Source organism: Aeromonas popoffii, assembly GCF_000820025.1.
Taxonomy (GTDB): Bacteria; Pseudomonadota; Gammaproteobacteria; order Enterobacterales; family Aeromonadaceae; genus Aeromonas; species Aeromonas popoffii.
The window spans coordinates 1-20,183 of the sequence record NZ_CDBI01000061.1 but is presented as its reverse complement, the minus strand read 5'-3'; the positions used below and the strand labels follow the sequence as shown (position 1 = coordinate 20,183).

General features: G+C 52.6%; 9 protein-coding genes and 2 pseudogenes. 2 read left to right on the top strand and 9 right to left on the bottom strand.

Annotation, left to right across the window (positions count from 1 at the left end; translation table 11 throughout):
* Positions 1 to 85: 85 nt before the first annotated feature.
* From mads8 to BN1129_RS12820, 8 genes are all read right to left on the bottom strand, one after another.
* Entirely contained in the window at positions 86 to 5,677 is a 5,592-nt protein-coding gene (gene mads8 / locus BN1129_RS12855) for a methylation-associated defense system ATP-binding protein MAD8 (RefSeq protein WP_042037040.1), read from the bottom strand.
* A complete protein-coding gene (mads7, locus tag BN1129_RS12850; protein ID WP_042037037.1) occupies positions 5,674 to 7,341 on the bottom strand; it encodes a methylation-associated defense system protein MAD7 in 1,668 nt (555 codons plus the stop codon). The genes mads8 and mads7 overlap by 4 nt, the downstream gene beginning before the upstream one ends.
* Positions 7,341 to 11,504 (bottom strand): methylation-associated defense system protein kinase MAD6, encoded by a 4,164-nt coding sequence (gene mads6, locus BN1129_RS12845; RefSeq protein ID WP_042037036.1) that lies wholly within the window; start codon positions 11,502 to 11,504, stop codon positions 7,341 to 7,343. The genes mads7 and mads6 overlap by 1 nt, the downstream gene beginning before the upstream one ends.
* Before the next feature lie 5 nt (positions 11,505 to 11,509).
* A complete protein-coding gene (gene mads5 / locus BN1129_RS12840; protein ID WP_042037035.1) occupies positions 11,510 to 12,901 on the bottom strand; it encodes a methylation-associated defense system restriction endonuclease subunit S MAD5 in 1,392 nt (463 codons plus the stop codon).
* A 169-nt stretch (positions 12,902 to 13,070) separates the two neighbouring features.
* Positions 13,071 to 15,077: a methylation-associated defense system DNA methyltransferase MAD2 gene (gene mads2, locus BN1129_RS12835; RefSeq protein WP_042037034.1), complete on the bottom strand. Its 2,007-nt coding sequence runs from the start codon at positions 15,075 to 15,077 to the stop codon at positions 13,071 to 13,073.
* A 403-nt stretch (positions 15,078 to 15,480) separates the two neighbouring features.
* Positions 15,481 to 16,509: a Fic family protein gene (locus BN1129_RS12830; protein ID WP_042037032.1), complete on the bottom strand. Its 1,029-nt coding sequence runs from the start codon at positions 16,507 to 16,509 to the stop codon at positions 15,481 to 15,483.
* A 123-nt stretch (positions 16,510 to 16,632) separates the two neighbouring features.
* Positions 16,633 to 17,301 carry an inovirus Gp2 family protein gene (locus BN1129_RS12825; RefSeq protein WP_052449350.1) on the bottom strand — a complete coding sequence of 223 codons (669 nt, stop codon included), beginning with the start codon at positions 17,299 to 17,301 and terminating at the stop codon, positions 16,633 to 16,635.
* 425 nt (positions 17,302 to 17,726) lie between these two features.
* Positions 17,727 to 17,903 (bottom strand): helix-turn-helix transcriptional regulator, encoded by a 177-nt coding sequence (locus BN1129_RS12820; RefSeq protein WP_042037030.1) that lies wholly within the window; start codon positions 17,901 to 17,903, stop codon positions 17,727 to 17,729.
* Between the two features lie 504 nt (positions 17,904 to 18,407).
* On the opposite strand from BN1129_RS12820, the gene BN1129_RS12815 reads away from it, so the two are divergent.
* Positions 18,408 to 19,331 carry a ribbon-helix-helix domain-containing protein gene (locus tag BN1129_RS12815; RefSeq protein WP_042037029.1) on the top strand — a complete coding sequence of 308 codons (924 nt, stop codon included), beginning with the start codon at positions 18,408 to 18,410 and terminating at the stop codon, positions 19,329 to 19,331.
* 11 nt (positions 19,332 to 19,342) lie between these two features.
* Here BN1129_RS12815 and BN1129_RS22585 read toward each other — a convergent pair.
* A pseudogene (locus tag BN1129_RS22585) lies at positions 19,343 to 19,864 on the bottom strand (tyrosine-type recombinase/integrase); the annotation flags it as partial.
* A 48-nt stretch (positions 19,865 to 19,912) separates the two neighbouring features.
* Between BN1129_RS22585 and BN1129_RS12810 the strand changes: the two are divergent.
* Positions 19,913 to 20,183: pseudogene (locus BN1129_RS12810) on the top strand (IS1-like element transposase); the annotation flags it as partial.

Here is a 20,183-nt window from a genome sequence, read left to right as displayed (position 1 = left end):
GGTGGGCCTTAATTGTGGTTTTATATTTTTTTGCGTTGAACGCAAGAAGCGGGGCTGTATCACCAAATATATTTCAACCATGCCTTTAGCTTAATGTTGTTAGCTCCTCAACTGCGACTCTTGTTGCACCACCATGTTGTGTCACGCGGGCCCGACACTTTATCTTGATCGCACCTCGTGAGAATGAATCATCCGAGGCCTTACTTGACCACACATAGGCTTCCCCTGCTTTAAGAAGAGACATACGTTCTGGAGTCAAGTTACCAAGAGCAGCATTGGCTTTTTGAATATGTTTCAGCCAAGCAGGAGAGTTAAACTTATGCATGATTATCTGGCTTGAAAGCTCTATAAGACTGACAGGCACAGATGGTGGGTCCTGGCTCGCAACCATGATACTAACACCCTTGTGCCGCATTTCTCGTACAACCTCGATGAGCCCTGCAACCAGATCGGGACTCTCGATGTATTTGTGGGCCTCATCGAACACCACCAGTTTGTTGAAGCTGCGCCCATCTATCCGGGCATCAGCGAACAACTGCAGGAGCACGACAAACAGTCCGAGTGCCTCGTCCTTCTCAATGAACTCGTCTCGCAGATCGACGATGATCAGTCGACCAGGTCTCACAACCTCGGTAAGAGATGTGCCGTCATTGATATACTCAGCGGCTAAATCGAGACGCATCCGAGCCAACTCCTTGAGGTGTTCGGGAACTGATGATGCGTCGATGCCCGTACGTAAGCCCTCAAGGGTGATGTCATCACGCATCGCCTTCATGATGCGCATGATCTGGCGGATATAGGTGGCTTGATTGCCTACGGCGCCCATCAAAAACTTCCAGTGCGAAGCCTTCAGCTCTGATGCAGAGAACTGCAAAGGCCGTACTTCGATGTCTGGGTACTCGGCCTGACGCTCTTCGATCTTGTCTGTTGGAACAAGAAGCAAGACATCTGCGAGTGCTTTTGGCTCCGCGCCATAGCTCTCCTTCAGCGCACGAACCTGATCTTCCACAGAATTCGCCCCCACCATCGACGTAAACTCAGGCTTGTAGTCCATCGTCGGGCTGTAGTGGAAAATCACCGTAGACAGCGGCTCTGGCAGGCAGTTGATACCAGGGATCTGCAGCGACGCCATCTCTGCCACGCAGCCCAAGGTGTAGCTCTTCCCACCCCCCTGAACGCCGAACAGGCTGATGGTGTGGGTCTGATTGAGGTCAAGTGCTACCTTGCGTCCAGACACTTCGCCAATCAGGCCGTACTGAGGTGTTGCTCCTGTGGTACCGAGCATGATGTCGTAGGCCACTAGGCTATCGGTAGCCTCGCCGCCTTGAGACTGCGACCGTGTAGCGAACGCATTCTGGGGAGCCACCTCCTCCGTAACAAGAACTGGTGAGGGCACTTGTTCCGTGGTCGTATCTGAACCCGGCGCGTCTGTAGACGGTAGTGATGTGTCAGGGCTTGCAGCCTGTACGGCGTCAATTGACCGCGGAGTCGTTTGCACCAAGGTGGTTGGTTCCAGCTCCCGCACGGGCACGCTGGAAGCCTTCTCATGTTGCGTTAATCTTTCCCTCGGGCGGTCGTCCCAAGCGAGCGTTCGATCCCGTGGTGGGCTTAGGAAGGCTGCCGTTTCAAATGTGGGGACAGCCGGTGCCAACTCCCTGCGACGAAGCAGTTCCAGCGTGACCTCTCTCACGGTGTCGGTAGAGCGTGAGTACTGGATACTGGCCACTGGTTCGGTGTCAGTAACGGCCGACTCCACCAACTGCCGGATCAAATCACTACCGATCCGATAGAACTCGATGCCGTTTTCATGCTCGGCGGGCTCAGTACCTGGCTTGCTGAAGTCAAACACCACTGCACTTCGCGTGAATTGCAGGGTGTAAGGGTGTTCATCGAGACGTCGCAGGAAGTAGTGGGCTTCTTCAGCTGCTTCTGGCAAGACCACGCCGTAGCGCTCAGAGCGATCTAGGTAAAAGCCTAGCAGCGCAGCGAGATCTCGATTCTTTATAGGGCGGTCAGGCCGATCTACATCAGCCATCTTGGGGTCGAAGTGATAGGCCAATACGTGCTCGGACTGAGCGATCTGATCAGCGATTGACGCCTTCAACTGCGCGTATGCAGCCACATCGCCCACCTGGCTGTAGCACTTCACTTCGACCAGCCGGCACGTCACTACACGGCTTGCTGGATCGAGATCGAACAGGGCAAGGTCAGTCCGCCGGAAGCTGACTTCATCGCCCATTTCCTCAGCGCTTTGTTTCAACGCCTTGTACAGCTCCAAGTGTGCGTCTAACGGCACGACGACTTGGTTCTGGAAAACGCCCTGGTGTTCGAGGAACAAGCGCGAAAGCGCCAAACCCATAGCCTCAGCCCGCTGGGAAGATGAGGACAGTAGCTTCAAAGCCAGCCGTCCAGACAACGATCGAAGCTGATCCAGCATTACCAAGGCATGTCGACCCGTGTTGGGCAATCCGTATTCGCTCAAGATCGGGATCAGCAAAGACTCAAGCTCTGCAACAGATCTCGATGTGATAGCCAAACGATGGCTCATCGCGTTCGCCATGTCAGGCGAGTGGTCGATCAAGTAGTCTGGCCGAGTGGCATGTCTGCGATGGTCAAAGAACTCGATTCCCAAGTTCCGATCAATCGTGAGCACCCAGTCACTGACCTCATGCACCTGATGAAGCATGGCGCGCTCATCTGCGGACAAGCTCAACGCAACCACTGGACGTGCATGTGGTAGGTATTGACTGCGAGCAAGCGTCGCCACAGCGACCGAAACTGCACGGGACACGCCCCCCATGAGGTCGGATAACGCCTCTGCCCCCTCTAGCGGCTGTGCGACACCATGAAGCGGACGACGTAGCCAAGTGATGGACTGCTCGTCCTCCAGATAATCCACTTCGAAGGGCTGAACCAGTCCATGGACAAACGACGAATCATCACTGCCTTGAACATCAACTGCTCGAATTTCCTCTGCTGGGAACAGATCGAACAAGAAGGAGAGGTGCGCAGCATGCAAATCCGGGTCCTCACGGAACTCCTTGATCGCACGAATGGCCAGTCGCAGCTTGGGGTGCAGATGGCTGTTGGTCGGTGTCGAAAAAGCATCAGCCTCCTTTGCACTGGTTCCCGAGTCCGGCGACAAGAGTTCCAGCAAAGCTTCCCCAGTCGATGGCGCTCCCGGATCAAGCACGAAGAGCCGGATGTCGTAACGCAGATCGGCGAACTCAGGATGTCGCTGAAGTGCCAGCAACACCTCGGCCAACGCACCGGCGCGCCCCGCATTGAAAGCGTTGATCGTCAGCGTCTCAACATATGGGTGCTGGACCAGATAACGCTGCACGCGCGCGGCAAGATAAGCACTATCAATGCTCGCACCACCGATGGCTGGCTCTGGTAGGCCAAGAGCAGCGCACACCTCCCCAATCAGTCCACGAGGATCTTTCTCATCGGTCGCAGCGTACAAAGACCAGAACGGGTTGATGTTGTCCACAGCCAGAGCTGTCCGTCCCAACTCCTCACCGAAAGGGACGACTGGAGGAAAAGCAGTTGGCGCCAGCTGCTTGATCACCGCGTCACGTGTGGGGACTACGAACTCCTTGTTGCTAGACCGGCTCTGCTCCATCCAAGCCTGCCCGAGATGGCTCCACGTGACGTGCCAATTGGCACGCAACGGATGTGTTGGCCCCAGCAGAACAGCATCTCGGCGCCTGCCTTGATAGTCTTCCAACACGAGGGCCACTGAATCGATGGTGAGCGCATAGCGAAGCTCATCCATAGCTTGCCGCGCAACGGCCGTCTCTGTGGAGCTGGCACGAGCAAGCACTGCGTCGATCCAAGCCAGATAGGCGGAGGCATAGTTCTGCGCCGGTTCCTTAAGGGACAGAAGATCGCTGGCCTGCATGATCAGCCGTTGGTCACCTTTCAGTACAGCGGCGAACAATGTCTCCCGCGCCTCTCGAAACCGAGTAACCTCCTCTGAGACTGGCCACTGAAACGACGTAGTGGATCGTGTGGCAACACCCGAAGCACTGATCGAAAACCTTAAACGGTTGAGACCTTCGGGGTCTTCTAAAAACGCTCGCTCCAAGTTAGCCAATCGGCTGGACACCAAGACGTTCGCCTTACCCTCCTTACCCAGGCGAATCTCCAAGGTCTCTCCGCTGGCCGTAGCCTTGCTACTGCGTTCTACCCAACCGCAACCGGTAACAGTAACGGTATCAGGATCGCGATCCTGGGCTACGGCCGCAAAACGTGCACGCAGCAATGCATGCATCAAGCTCACCTCACGCGGAACTGCACGCTGTGGTGGTTCAACCTCGACCTCATCGTCAGTGACCACATAGAAGAGGTCACTCTCGTTAGAGCTGGCATACACCTCAGATGAATCACTATTGAATTGAATAGGATTGCCTTCTCCGTCCGCGAGGGGAATGCGCTCACCGTCTTCGGTCTCTGCATACACCCGCACGTAGTGCCAGCCTTCTTCCCAGTCGATCTTGCCAATCGAAGAAAAAGCAATCGCGCCGGAGTCGGTTCCTTTGGTCCAAGCTGCTTTACGCCTACGCAAACCTGTCGGCCCATTGTCTCGCGACACAACCTCCGCTACAAACCGTGACAACCCTTCGACCTTGGAAGGCACAGGGTCAACACGGAAAGAGACACTGAACTTTTTGAGACCGGTCTTTGAGATGGGCAGCACCTTATGCCCGATCAACTCGGTCAAGCGGGGATCTTCATTATCATCCTTCACCACAGGCAGGTCAGGCAGCGCGACATCGCCTATGTAGATCGCGTCCGGATTGACACCTCCGTCCTCGAACAACCATTTATTGAACGCAAGTCGCCAATTCACACGGTCGCGAACGATGGCTTGCGTCCACTCCTTGGGATTGGATACGCCGATACGGAAAAAGAATTCACCCAGCTGCTTGCAGAACACGGGATCCAGCAAGCCCAGCTCAAGTGGTCGAACGCGCTCCGTCTTGGTCGACCATGTCACGCGCTCAACGCACTCCCGGTTGCGAGCCACCCGTATTGGCGCGCTCTCTGCATGCAGGAACAATTCAAAGTCTGGCACCAGAGCAAGCTCAAACAGCGCAGCCCCCATGGCGTCCGGATCAAATTCATTGACCTGGCAGGTGAGCAGGTACCGCGCTACGGCAGCGTCATCGGCATACCGCCACCGGGATTCACGCCGCCGTAACTCGCTCAAGCAGGCCTCTACGGCCACGCGCAAGTTGGCAGGAACTTGGGCAAGCAACTGCCCGCTCAGCTCTGCATAAGCGCCATCAATGGGAATCTCTTCGAACGTAGCAACCCCAAATGAATCCTCCGCTGAGGCGCGTAGGTCATTCGGCACGAACACCAACAACGGAGGTCTAAGCTCATCGTTTGGAAGCGGGTTCCGCAACTCAACCAGTTTGGTGCTGCTGACAGCCATGTCCGGCGCCATCACTCGCAAGCTCTCATCCGCCAACACTACGACGTTCGCTGACGGCACTGCAGCCCGCAAACCACCAGCCAAACGGATCATCAGCTCCCGATCCAAGTCGGTGACCCGCATGCAATGCCCAAGCTCGCGGGCAGCAAGCCGATGAGATAGCTTTGGAAGCAGAACAGATTCCAGTGCAGCGTTCAATTCTTGACTCGTGAGTTCACGTAATCCCTTGCTCATGAGCACGCTCCTTCATTTCGTTCTGCAATCGTGTAGCGCGGCACCACTGTCTGGGTCACGTAAGCATCAGACAAATCTCGATAGAAGCCAATCTCGCGCAGGCGTCCGGTAAAAGCCTGCACATTGCTGCGCAGGGCTTTCCGTTCGTCAATAGTCGGTGAGCCCTCACCGAGCGGCAGCTGATCGATGTACAGCCCATAGCGTTCGCGCAAGAATGACAGCAGGTCATCGATCCGCATCTCGCCGGTGAAGTAACCCAGATCTCCACCTGGCCTCAACACTGCGATCTGCAGCAACACCTCCAGCAGGCGGCTCTCCAAAGTAAATCGCCGAGGCGCATTTCGCGCGCGGGTCTGAGCAAGCAGCGCCCCCGACTTGTTCTTCAGCATCGTCGCGTCCAACGACTCGATGATGTACTTCCGGTGGAAGGCACCACGCAGAGCCACCAGAATCTCGATGTAGGTCTCAAAGTCCGATAATCCCATCTTTGTTATTGCCTCGACCTCTGTATCCAGGCCTGCATCACCTTCGGACAAAGATTCCAGCAACCCAGCCAGGCGCTCACCGAAGAACTTGTCCCGTTCTTCCTCAAACGGTTCTCCTTGAAGGCTATACAACTCTCTCACCGAGAACACGGAATTCAAGGGCCGAATCAGCTTGCCTCGCCGAACGAGGTGTTCAGAAAATTCGTCCAACTTCTTGGCGACGAAGTACGCTCGCACAAATCCTGGAATGAGCCGGTAGTAACCATCTGCGCTGCGCTCAGCCAGTGCTGCGCTTGCGGACTCTGCGCTACCTGACAAATCAACAAACAGTCCCAGCTTGTAGGGGCAGTCCCCCTGAGGCTCGCGTTGCTCACGGGGCTTCATGGGGCACGCAGATTCGGCGCACAGCGAGTTGGCTCCCTCAAGCTTCTGCCAGGCAGGCAGTAGCTTGAGCAAGCGAAGGTGGTACAACGCCAAGTGGAACGACAAGAGCACCTTCAGGTACTCCACCATCACCGAGCGTGGCATGAAAGGCTTGTAGAACAACAGTCGCTGAATGTCTTCGGCCATCAGATCGGCTGAGCCGATGCACACTGGCGCGAACCGATCTCCGCCAGCGCGCGTGTCTGCCGTGTCCTTCCTCTGCGACAAGAAGTGCAGCAGCGTCGCCGTCTCTATGTCTGTCAGCGCTTTGTCGTTCAGCTCTCGCGTGAGCTTGTCGAACCCGTCGAAGAAAAAGCCCTTGAGATGCTCGATGGCCTTGTGGCCTGCGAGGTGGCGGGCGTGATGAAGCATCTGATAGAGATGCTGTGCAGCCCCGTAGTCACGCGAGTGCTTCGGATTGCGAAAGCGATAGGTGTAGCCGTGCAGAGGGCGTGGCCCCGCCACAGCGGCGTTCTTCTTGCCGCGGTTCACGATGTCCATCAGATGCGTTTCCACCCAACGCTCGACTATGTCTCGATGCTGCGTGAAGCCCAAGAACTTGTCGCGGGCATCGAGGATGTCATCGACGAACTTGTCCACGGTCAGTTCTCGTTTGTCGCGGAAAACGCTCGGGTAGCCGCCATGCTCCAAGCGCTCGAACAGACCCGTGAGCACCCGATCCATTTCAATCGTCTTAAAGTCGAGATAGCTGATTTTCGGGAGCCGGAACTCCCTGTCCTTTTTCTGCAATGCCATCAGTTCCCCCTGGAGCCGCTCTCTGCGACTTCTTCTTGGCGCGCACCAGCCACCGGTCCGTGCAGCAATCGCATCTCCACCCGCCCATCGTCATGGCGGGCCAAGCGGTAGAAGTCGTGCCCCGTGGTGGTCAGCAAAATTTCACGGTACGGCTGTGCGTTGAGGCTGTTCTTGAACACACCGAGACAGAGATAAAAACCCTGCATCTCTTCAACGCTAGGCCGATAGCCTTGATTCAGGCGCACTAGCATTTCGAACACATCGAGGTTGATGATCAGCTCGCTGCTGATGGCACCTGAGCCCTGGCCTTGGTACTTCAGCAGTAGACCGGTCGGCAGGTGTTCAACGAAGCGAGCCTTAGCTGCAAAGTCTTGTACCTGAAGCCCAAAACCCTCCACAGGGAAGAGCCGGTAGCTGCGTACCGTACCGTGTTCGACCTGCCGCAACTGCAAGGCTAGGCTGGCTCCAAGTCGCTCTGGGCGCAGCAGCCCTTCCCCTCTGTTGATGGCATGCAGGATTTCACTCGTGAGCTCATCGATGGGCATTTCACCTCGAACAATCTCCACCATGCGCTTGGCGGAGCGATAAGGCAGCATTTTTTCCCAGCTGGCGTCACGCCGCTCAAAGAAATGCTTGCGGCGTGCCATAGCCACATACTCGCGATGTTTACGTGCCCGTTGGCGGACTGATAAGTCAGAAACGCCACGCGGCAGATCACTAAACAGGCGCCTCAACACCTCGAAGTCAAACTGCCCTCGGCGCTCGAAGCGGAACAGAGCACGGTCATCAGGTTGAACAAAGTCCAGCCCTCGGTCGAAGCGGGGATCTTCCTGCTGGCCTATATCCAGATCGCTCAGCAGCGTCAAGAGCCGGTCTGATGTGGCTTGCCCGCCCCCCATCCAACTGTTGAAGTAAAAGCTGCGCACCAAGTCATCGTGCTTGCCCGAGGTGTAAAGAGCATGAATTTCACCACAGTCGCGGTTTCCAATCAGCATAAACGACAGAGCTGAACGCAGGTCGCGCATGGTGATGTGCAAACGCCCACGCAAGTGGGCCATCGTGTAAAGCGTCTTGAGGCGTTCTAACAAGCGCGGCCCGGCGATCTCATCCTGGAAGCTGCGCGCGTTATGCAAGGCGTAGCAGCTGCCCTTCAAGTCACACTGCTCGCATGCGGACCAGTTCTCGGGACGAACGATGCTTCGCAGCGTGCGCTCCAGAATCGATCCGCCTTCTGCATCGGCCACAACACTACGCAGGTTCAGGTTCACTACCGCAACGCCTAATTCAGCTTCCCCGGTAGAAAATGCACGTCGAACAAGGGCCGTGAGTGCCAAGAAGTCCCGCTCATGTGCGGCCAAGAAGTCCACCAAGCGGCCTTCGTTGATCGCTATCAGTCGCGTCTCTTGTGGCCTCCAGGACTCTGTGTCGTTGCCCTTGAACGGGGCTAGGAAGTCCAGCAGCACCTGGTTGTTGTCTTTGTTGCCCTCGTCTTGGCTGCCGTCGTAGTTGATCAGGTAGCGATTCCCCTCCAGGCTCAGTTCGCTGCCGTTTGCCAAACCACGATTGACAACCCCGCCTCGGGCTTCGACCTCTTTCTCCAGCCGTTGCAAGAAGGCGGTCTTGCCATCGCCTGCGTTGCCTGAAATCAGCACAAGCCGGAACTCACCCTGCAGCACAGCAGGCAATAAGGCCCGGTCCAGCGCGGTGTCCACATAGGCAGAGAAACCAAGTGCGTCCATGCCCCGCGTTCCGGCATTGCTGCGGCGGCTTTGGCTGTAAAGTGTCAGCAGGTGTGAAACGAATGCGTTGGAGTTAGGTGCCGATTTAGCCAAGGCAGACTGCCCGTTGCTCACACCCGTCACCATGGTTGCTAGGCTAACAGTCTGCACTCGACGAGCATGGCGCAAATCTGCCAACGCATCGCGAAATTCAACAGCTGCGTGGAAACGCTCTGACCTGCGAGGCGCGATGGCCTTAAGTAGCACGTTAACCAGCTCCGGCGCTAGGTCGGCAAAGCCCGACAGTTCGCGCGGGTCGGGCGCAGGCTTATTGATGGGGGGCTCTGTCGTATCCCACGGGTAGCGGGCCGTCAATGCCTCATACAAGGTCAGGCCCAGCGCATACAAGTCCCGGTCCGCGCGCTCACTGTTGTGCGGAATGACCTCCGGGTCAAAGTCCGGCGGTAGATAGCGCCGCGAACCCCCTCCACGTGACTCCTTGTCGTCAGCTCGTACCGACACATTGAAGTCGATGATCTTGGCACCCTTTTGCGTCCACAAGATGTTGCGCGGCTTAATGTCACAGTGATGGAAGCCCTGTGCATGCAGGTGCACCAGGCCCTCAATCACCTGCTTGCCCAACTCCAACGCATCCTCGGGGGACAACAGGCGGTCGTGGATCATGTCGCCGACATCGGCACCTTCCACGAACTCAAACACCAGAAAGGGGATGTCACGCCCTGGAATAACATCCGCATCCAGTACACGCACCACATGAGGGTGCTCGGGGATATGCACCAGGTGGCGGTATTCCTTCTTCAGGCGCTCCAAGGTAGAGTGCCGGTCACTGACGATAAGCTTCACCGTACGCGCCACGTCACCCAAGGTGTCGATCACCTTGTAGACTACTCCGAAACTACCGCGCCCGAGCTTCTTCTCCACGATGAACTTGTGGGTTAGGCGATGGCCTGCCGTCAAGTTCAGGTAGTCGGTTTGGGCATCATCGACTTCAAAGACCTCGGGCTTCGGTACCTCTGCAGCTTGGCTGGCTGCTTGCGCCACGGGTTGCAGCAAACCATTCAAAGCAGCCAGCGCTGCCGATGCGGTCAGCCGCTGGTGCTCATCAAAAGCGCACAGGCTCTGCAGCCAAGCGTCAAAGGCCTCGTTCAATTCCGGCCGCAGTGCTGAGGGCTTGTGGAGGAACTCCCCGGCCCGATCCCACACTGTGGTGGGCTCACCGGCAAATGGTCGCTCTCCGGTGAAGAGTTCGTAAAGGATAACCCCTGCGGAGAAGATGTCCGATGCGGTCGATGCGGCACCCGGCTCCCGGAACGCCTCGGGCGCTACATAGGCCTTCTCCACCAAATCAACAATGTCCGTCGCAATCGTCCGGCTGCGGTCCACGCCGGGCTTGGCGAAATCAAAATCGGTGATGCGTGTCGTGCCATCTTGGCCAATCAAGATCGCCCCCGGAGTCAGGTTGCGATGCACCACCCCGTGATGGTGGGCATGAACCAAGGCCTCCAACAAGTCTTTGGCAACACGCCACTTCTGGTCCAGCGTGAGCGCTAACTGGGGCCGAGCCATGTGCACCGTCAAGGCCTGGCCCGGTGCATCGTCCAGGATCAGTATGAAGGACTTGTCGTCATCGGTCGGGAAGAAATCCCGCGCGGCCACGATGTTGGGATGCAAAGGCAGCTTGGACAGCGCCCGGTAGGCATTGGCTATGCGGTTGACCTGCGCCTTGCGCACGTCTTCGGGCTGGTAGGGATCAGCCTGGTACACCCTCAGCCGAGCCGTGCCACCCGCGAACGCATTCTCAGCACGGAACTCGGTGTAAGCCTCCGCCGCCCCGAGCTTTTCTTTCACCTGCCAGTGCCCAAAACTCTGCATGCTCGATGCAGGCTTCACCACCTTCAAGGCATGTAGGATCAACCCCTGCTGTTGGAGGATATTCCTCGAGAAGCGTGAAGGGATGCGCGTGGCGTCTTTGAAGTAACGCTCGGCGTCCTTCAGCTTCGCCACCCGATCTGCGTCAAGCTGCTCGCGGTCGCTCAGGTATGCATCGGGCGCGGTGAGCAGGATGGCGGCATCCACATAAATGCCGTCCAGTTCATTCCGACCGGGATTGGCCTGAGTCACCAACCCCTTCACCGTACGAGCATGGCCACGTAGTTTGCCTAGTGGCGATGGATAGGGTGCCCGCCCCTCGGGGTACCACTTGTTGCCGTACACATCGATGTTGCCACGCGTGCCCTTCACGTCGATCAAGTACAAGGCATGGGGCGTCAACAACGCGATGTCGATCTCGAAGCGCTCGCCTTGGCGTTCAATCTCAAAGTTGTGTAACAAGATAAAGTTGTCTGGCAAGCGATCCCGCAAGTAAGCGATGGCGCTGCGCTCTGCATCATTGACCGGCTGGCCTACTGGGATCACTTTGGCCATGTTCACTAGCTCCCTTCGATCTGTTCTTCTACGGCTCGTCGAGCACCACGCTCGAGGCGCAATGCCTCACTCCTAAGCTCTGAGACTCTAAGACCTGCTCTGCCGATGCGATCAGCTACTTCTGGATCTAATTCAGGCATCAAGCACTCCCCAATCTGCCGCACGTCTAAGTGCGGAATGGATGAGCCAAAGGCGCGAGCCTTCAACTGCCTAAGGCCGTAATCCGAGGTCAGAAAGACGAATAGAAGACCTGCTTCGACTGGCGTATGGCAGTTGATTCGAATCGCATCCTCTGAGACCGCCCCGCCAATGATGTCGCCGTATGGCAGCACTGGGCGACCAATCACACCTTGCAACTGTCCAGAGCGAGGCACCAACAGCGTGTTCGAACTTACGATGTATGGCTCCGCTAGCTTGCTCGGCAAGTAGTACGAGGCCTCAGGGTCGTTCCAGAAGATGGATGAGGTACCAAACAACGGGACTCCGCCCGAGTCAGCATTCAGAACGATACGCTTGAAGCGGTTCGGCTCCACGATGCTGGAAGTGAATTGAGCCAAGGTCTGAAAGCGCCCAGACTGTTTAATCGCCGCCGTCGCGTCCAGGTGATAGCGACTATGGAAGAAGCCGTCACAACGCCTTTGAAGGCTGGACGCGCTGACTGATGATACGGAGAAGGGCGTGACTGCTCCTCCCGTTGGCATTGCTGGCAGGAACGCCTTAACCAAAAGTTCTGTGATGGCGCGCTCAAGAGTGCGCGAGGCCTCATCCCGCAAAGAAGCCGATCTGGCAATTGCCTGATCAATGCGCGACTCAATGTCCGGGGCAAACCTTGGCACCGGCAGTTCAGCGATGTGCTCCGGTTCAATGTGCTGAATGATCGCACCATATGTTCCAGAAACCACCAAAGGCACGCCATAGCGGCTCGACAAGAAGGCGTATAGGTAGCCCGGTGGAATGAGTTCTGGATTAGGGACGACTCGAAGCACGTGCTCGGAGCAAGCCATAGCAGCCATCTCGGAACGGACATATGCCATTCGGCCAATAGTTCCTGACCTTGTGATCAAGGTCCAAGCTCCGCCTAGTTTGAAGAGTGGATTTCGCTCGACCTGCCTTTTCGATAGCAATGGCAACGCCGACAGATCTGCCGACAAGATGTCCGAGCTACCTAAAAATGGGACACCATATTGAGGATCATCAACCCATGTACGGCCCTCACGACCAGCGTGATAGATCCGCTCAGTGACTGTCGAGAGCCTGTCGACAGTTTGCAAGCGCTTCAATGCATCTCGCGCTTCTAATGCACCTGACATGTATGGGTTGCAGTCCAGCCGACGACCACCTTCGTCTAGCAATCCTGAACGAACGATGCGTGCATTCTTGAAACTAGCGAAGGTCATACTGCGACCTCCAGAGGGAACCAAGTCAGAAACGCAGAGCGCATCTCGGCGAAAGCCGCATCTTTGCAACCATTGATCAATATGTGCTCAGCCAGCTTCTGGTTGATCGCTAAAGAGCAAGATTGCCGAGTCGATTGCTCCACCCATTCACCAGATCCCAGTCGAGTGATCATTTGCAGGGCTCCGGGTGTTTGGCGCGAAATTCGGCATACGCCTTAGCGATTTCTGGAAGATCGTCGTCGAGGATGCGCTCCTTACGATGAAGAGTACGCACGTGCATGTCACCGCCGATGCGGACCTTCTCTTCGTGGCTGACATTCACCAGGATTTCCTCACCATCAGGGTGACGCTTGTAGAGTGTGTTACCACGACGGTCGAAGCCCACTTTCTCGGCAACCGCCATAAAGACGGGGTAATCCTTCTTCTGGCCCAGATCTTCTGCCTTGATCACCTCTTCAGGCTTGCGCTTCAGGAAGAGCAAGCTGGTCAAGATGTTGACGTTGGCCTCGACGATGAAGGATTCCACCGGCAGATCGACGCTGGCCAGCACCCAGCAGTGACGAAGAATCCAATAGCGGATGTACTCGTCACCAGGGTTACCCAAGATACCATCGGGTAAGACTATGCCCGCCCGGCCTCCCGGCTTTAGCCACTTAACGCAGCGTTCGATGAACAGCACCTCGGGCGATACCGCAGGCTTCATAGCGTTGGTCATTACGAAACCATCGCCTTGACGTTCCCAGCGTCGAGCCAACTCGTACTGCTCCAAAATAGTCTTTTCAGTGATCGGAATATCAGAACCAAACGGTGGGTTGGTCATCAGAACATCGATTGACCCTAACGGCATGTTGACCTTAGCCGGCGCAACTCCCGGCAAGTCTCCACGCGGAAACTCTAGCGAGTTCATGTGATAGAGGTGGCCCAATGAATTACCCGCCATCATCACGTTCATCTGCGCAGCGCGAACTAGGAAGGGATCAAAATCCGCACCAAACAAGTTATTAGCTGCAAAATTGGCCAGCCGCTCTCGTATGGATACAAACTCCTCGGTGTTCTCGTCGCCAGTTTTGATGCGCTTCTCTTCGTGGAAGACTTTATTCAGGTAGTTCAGGGTTTCTACCAAGAAACCTCCCGTGCCGCAGGATGAATCCAGCACACGCTCGTGTTCCTTAGGGGCCAGCATCTTGACAACCAGGCTAATAGCACCACGTGGCGTGAAATACTGGCCGCGATCACCACGCAGGTTAGTACCCACAATCTCTTGGTAAGCAGCACCCTTGGCATCCACATCGGTGCGACCGAAGTCATAGCGGGCCAATTCAGAAACGATGAAAGCTAGCGCCCTATCAGATAGGGTGATTTCTTCATTCCCCTTAAAGAGAGCGCTGTACTCTTTCTTGACCTTTTCAAAGAGTGGCTTGAGGCGTTGACGAATAGCCTTCTGGCCTACAGGTTCAAAGGGTTCGAAGGGGCCGACATAGAAGCCACGAGCTTCATTAGGTTGTTGCTCGTCATACATCTTGCAGAAGATGAGGTAGAGGAACTGCCAGAAAGCGGCGTCTTTTGGCATTCCTTCATTGCCGTGGATGTAGTTGTGACACCGCCGAAAAGCGATGCGCAACATTTCCGGATCAGCGCGACGCAATCGCCCCATGGTGCGCCCTTCAACACTGAAGGTGTCGTCCCCCATGGGCCAGTCACCGATTGGATTGAGCCAAGTGTCGAATCGCGAAACTTCTTTCTGGAAGAAGAAGAATTCAAGGCCGTTGGTCCAGAGGCCATAGTGACAGCCTTCGGCTTCGGACATTACGGCTTCTAACAGCTCAAATTCTTTGCGAGCCTCCTCGGGATCACGCATTCGGTAGGCACCTTTGGTTCCTACTTTTGGCTCTTTATCAACCGTTACTGCACGGTAGAGGTTGTCTATTATGTGCGGCTGACCAGGCTTGAAGATGGCGATATCAAGCTTACGGTTTTTACCCTGCACCTTGACCTTGAAGTCAGGCTCCATGTCCTCAGCTGCGATACCATATTCATGGATGATGGCTCGTGCGACCCGCTGCCTAACCTTTTCTTTGTCAGTGTTCTTTACTTGAGCGCCGGTGATGTAATCGAAAATCTTTCCTTCTTCGAGCACATCAGCAGTGATTTTTGACTCTCGACTGAGGTCCGCCATGATAATTTTCCTACATAAAGCAAGGAGTACATAATCTGTACTCCTTGCCCTTTGGTTACCAAGATATTGAAATTGAGGATATTGTTCCACCAGCACCCTCAAACGGCAACACCTTAGGCGCGAAACCGTACCGCTAGAGAATTCGTGGTTCAGTTGGAAGTGGGAGTGAACTGGCAAGCAAATCTGTTGTTAAGAAAGCTACCTACATCTACAGACACCATAATCCGGATCATTCTTATCCATTCTAAAGCAAAAAAGATCTTCAAAAATGCGATAGCAGGCATGCATTGTACGGCAATCATGCCTGAGACTGTAGGCCCCAAGAGCCCCTGTTACACCACCCACTGGGAGGACCTGCCGGTGGCGAGGTAATTCCACGTCGGTTAGTTGTGGGGCTGGATGGTTACGTATTAGGATCCAATACCTCCCAACGTCCGCTCTTACGCGGTCCAACAAAACGTAATCGACCGTCCTTGATCAGCACGGCAACAGCTCTCTCGACGGTACTGGTCGACTTGCCAATCCGCACAGCGACTTGCTTGAGCGTTATGGTCGGCTCAGCCGCCAATTCTGCCAAGATGGCCTGCGGTGTTTTCACCCGTTTTTCTACCTGCGTTTCAACCTTCATTTCTACCCGCATTTTCTCCTGATGAGGTGATACTGCTGCTGGTTGAATCGCAATCGCTTGAGCCAGCGCATCGCGCAGCGCTTCCAGTAGAAAGAGGATGAACTCGGTGCAATCACTGCGACTATCAGCCTGACTTAGCTGCTGATAGTAGTGATCTTGCCGCTCTTTGATCACCGTCTCCACTGGCAAGAAGGCCATTACAGGCTGCCAGCGACTCAAGATCACAGTCTGCCATAAGCGCCCCATCCGACCATTTCCATCAGCAAAGGGATGAATAAACTCCAACTCATAATGCAAGGCACAGGAAGCGATCAGCGGATGAGCCTCGGTCTTTGCAAGCCACGTCAATAGTTGTCCCATCAGGCGAGGGACCTGATTCGCGGTGGGAGCCATATGCACTAACTGCTCACCTCGATAGATACCTACACCACCGCTACGCCAGTGACCTGCATCATCACAGAGTCCACGCATCAGTAGTCCGTGAGCCAGAAGTAAATCATCAGCTGAAGCCGGATCCCACTCAGGCATTGCTTCATAGGCCGCAAACGCATTACGGACCTCTTGGATTTCCCGTGGAAGCCCAAGTACCGTCTTCCCCTCAATCACTGCAGTCACCTGCTCAACACTCAGGGTATTGTGCTCAATAGCTAGGGAGGCTTGGATCGTGCGGATCCGGTTCTCTCGACGCAGCATCGGAACCTGAGAACTCTGAGCAAACCGCCACTGCCCCACCAACTCGGCGATGTCCGCCACTCGACTCAACATGGCGTGGGTCAGGGTGAAGGGAGGGGAATAGGCTGCCATGGGTTACTCCAACTGATGCGATAACAAATGAGGGATTAGCTTAACAGATCCGGGAGTAGAAACTCCCGGCTCAGATGCCATCTAAAGCTGCAGTAAAAGTCTCTTATCAACACCAATAAGCCTTCAAAGGTTACTCCCCCCGAAACAGCGGTATCCCTCTCTGCGTCGTTTTGTCTCGTGTTTAGCCAGATAGGCTGCCCGCACAAGCATCTTCTTGAGTGACTCAGTATCATTCCGCTCAATGAGATACTCAGCATTCTTGGGGAAATGCACCAATCCCATTTTTTTACAATCTTGCAGAGTGGTATCTTCATCATACACAGCTCTGTGCCACGCCATTCTGATTTTATTAGCAAGGTTCATTCTTTCAGATTCATAGTTCCCTAATTTGTAGTAAGCATCCCTATTCAAAAATATCATCATGTGATAGTGAGGACAGGGAGCATTGGCAGTCTGCTCCTTAGCCCAAACGTATCTAATCTCAGTCGAATGAACCCGCTTGCCTTCATAACGTCGTTCTAACTCATCGCGCTCAATGAGCCATTTAAGCCTTGAAAAAAACTCTTTAATTATTCTCGAACCCGACTCAGGCTTTAAGGCTAAATACATTCCAAAGCCAGTGTGTTGTTCAAAATGAAAGTCAACTCGAAAAGCAAACACTCTTGAGTAATTCTGAAGAGCACTTTCCGACACAGAGAGGATTTTCTCTAAATTATCCACATTAAAGCTATAGTTCTGTCCTTCGTAGAACAGCTGAGCAAGCAGGACATACTCTTCTATAGAAATAGACATTTGAACTCTCCCAATAGATTATTGATAGACATTGAAGGTTTAAATAATGATGGGTATATTTTGCGGATAGAGCCGTAGTGTTTTTCAAACACGGCCGATTAACTGGTGTAATCACCAGAATAGTTTGTGTATAGATGCGATTAGCACTTTCTTTGAATACGGAGTAGAGCAATTAAACTGTCATGATAATTGATGACTATTGCTTTGAGTGTTTCAAACACGTAGGTTCATTTACCTATGAACTCCCAATACAGAACCTATAGAATCTAAATACATCCCCCTGCTTAACTTAAAACATATATTACTATTACCTACACAGAATGATTTAATATAAAACCAACCTGATAACTCTAATCCCTGATAGGATAAGACTTGTAGCCTCAGCAACGAGCTAATTTTTTTAAATTATTCGTCAGAAATTAGCCCTAGCGAAGATTTATTTTCCCTTCAATCCATAACTCTATTTCAGAGCTAACCCAAGCAACAGATCTCGGGCCGATCTTGACTGACGCTGGAAATTTTCCGTCATTCATCTGTCGATAAACTGATGCCTTAGAGAGTGATGTCATTGCGATGACATCTTTCAATTTAAGTAGTTTCATGATGAGCTCCTTTGTCGTACATAGGAGGAGGTCCACATGTAAAAAACATCTCTCATCAGAGCACCAGCCAAAACAACTATAGCGACACACCTTACTATAAGCCCTGCAATATAAGATACCCCTCCCCACTATACATAAAGGCATTTTTTGTACTGCATATCACATTTATAGTCATGCATAAGAGCAATGCTTTATTATTAAAAATGGATGTTTAGATAGTAGCTCAGTCACCTTCATCACTGTTACAAGGCTAAGTTGATGAGTGACGCACCCTTGCTTCAGGTAGACACAACGACTGCAGCGCAAAGCCATAAGAACTTGATCTAGTATTGAGCCTTAAACAACCTAAAACCAGCATAGATAGACCATCAAACTTAAGTGATCTGGCTCAAAAATATGACATAATGAAGTTGAAAATCACGCCATAAAAAGTCACAAATATGCGATATAAATACATTAAAAACACAATAAATTACTAAGTAATCATAAAGGATTAATACTAAAATGCCTCAAGCAATCAATTCAGTCGGTCTTACAAATAGACAAATAAACTATCTATCAAAAGTAATTCCTAATGTAGACTTCAACCATATTTATGATGAACAAACCCTTTTAAATGAAATTCAAAAAAACGCCAACGCTATATTAAGCCGCTCTGCATATAAGGTTTTCAGTTCCAAACAAAACATTAACAAGGTTACGTTGATTGATTATATCAATTTTGAATGCATGGAACTAAGTAACTTTGACTGGATTGATACAGAAAATGAAAGGTTATGCGATTATATTTGGTCTTACGTTAGAATTTTAAAACCATCAACACCACATTATAATTTTTATATAGATAAGGCAGATATTTTCAACACTGGGAAAGGTCTGAATTTAACTAGCAACTATCTCTCTGAGATAAATAAAACCCCACTCCTGCCAAAAGATAATAAAGCAAAGAAAGCATCTATTATTTGTTTTTTTGATTTATTGAACAATGAACCAAAAATAAAAAACACCATGCTTAATACTTTAAAAGAAAAGTGGATATTCGTAAGTAAGATACGCGATGTTGTCCAATGGGTAGACTCAAATAATAAAGAATGGGCTTGGAACTACCTTTATAAAGGTAGCAATCCGATATGGTTTATCGAAAACGGGCATCAAAAAAATCATCTAAATGGAATAATAACAACGTTCGACTTACTAAACGACGCTGAAGATAGAAGAGAGCTATTACTAGCTAAAATGAAATCAGCTTGGTCTCAAAAAACCTATCGGGATAAGAATAATGGAAAAAAATCTGTTAGCATTGTGCTATCTGAAGACATTATAAAAAGACTAGACTTCATCTGTGAAACAACAGATAGAAGGAAAAATGAGGTAGTCACAAGACTGATACGAGAAGAATATGAACAAATAAAAAAAGGCGGACACTAGTCCGCCTTTTTTTATTTTACTTTTCTTACGAACTCAATAACATTCCCATGAAGATTAGTTTTTTGCGGCTCATTTTCTACTTCTAGTTCAACCAACTCGCCCCAGCGTTGCCATAGCATTTTTTTCTTATCATCATGTCGCGAACGATGATAGGTTCTAACCAATTTATTTAGTGGGAGATGATTCAGACATAATTCGATCACTCTCTCTTCTGCATCTAATCTCTCAGCCCAATTGGTTGCAGCACTACGCCGTAAATCATGTACGGTAAATGGTTCCATGTCAGATAAAGAGCGAGAAATGAATCGCCTTAAAGCTCTGGTTATCGAGTCAACTAAAATTGGTTCAATTACGTCACTTTTAGGTCTATCTGATTCAAAAACGAAGTCCCCGTTTACATATAGTGCCTGTTCATCAATCAACGCTTTCGCCTGTCGAGATAAGAATACCGAATGAGGCTTCCCATTCTTAGTATCAGGGATCGTCCAGATATCATCTCTAATATGTGAAAAACGCATATTAGCGACCTCGCCTCTACGACATCCGGGTAATGCCTCCGATCGGTTGAGCTGGTATGATGGGTGCCTTTGAGACTCATCGCTTCATGGCATCCATCACCGTTCACTGCCCTCGTTGCAACTCTGACCACGTATATCGCCATGGGAAGACCCCTGCAGGCCATGTTCGCTATCGTTGCCCCGCCTGTCCGCACGTGTTTCAGCTCACCTATACCTATGAAGCCCGCAAGCCTGGTGTCAAAGACAAGATTGTTGATATGGCGTTCAACGGCTCAGGTGTTCGTGATACTGCTCGCGTCCTCAAAATTGGCATCAACACTGTCATACGCGCCCT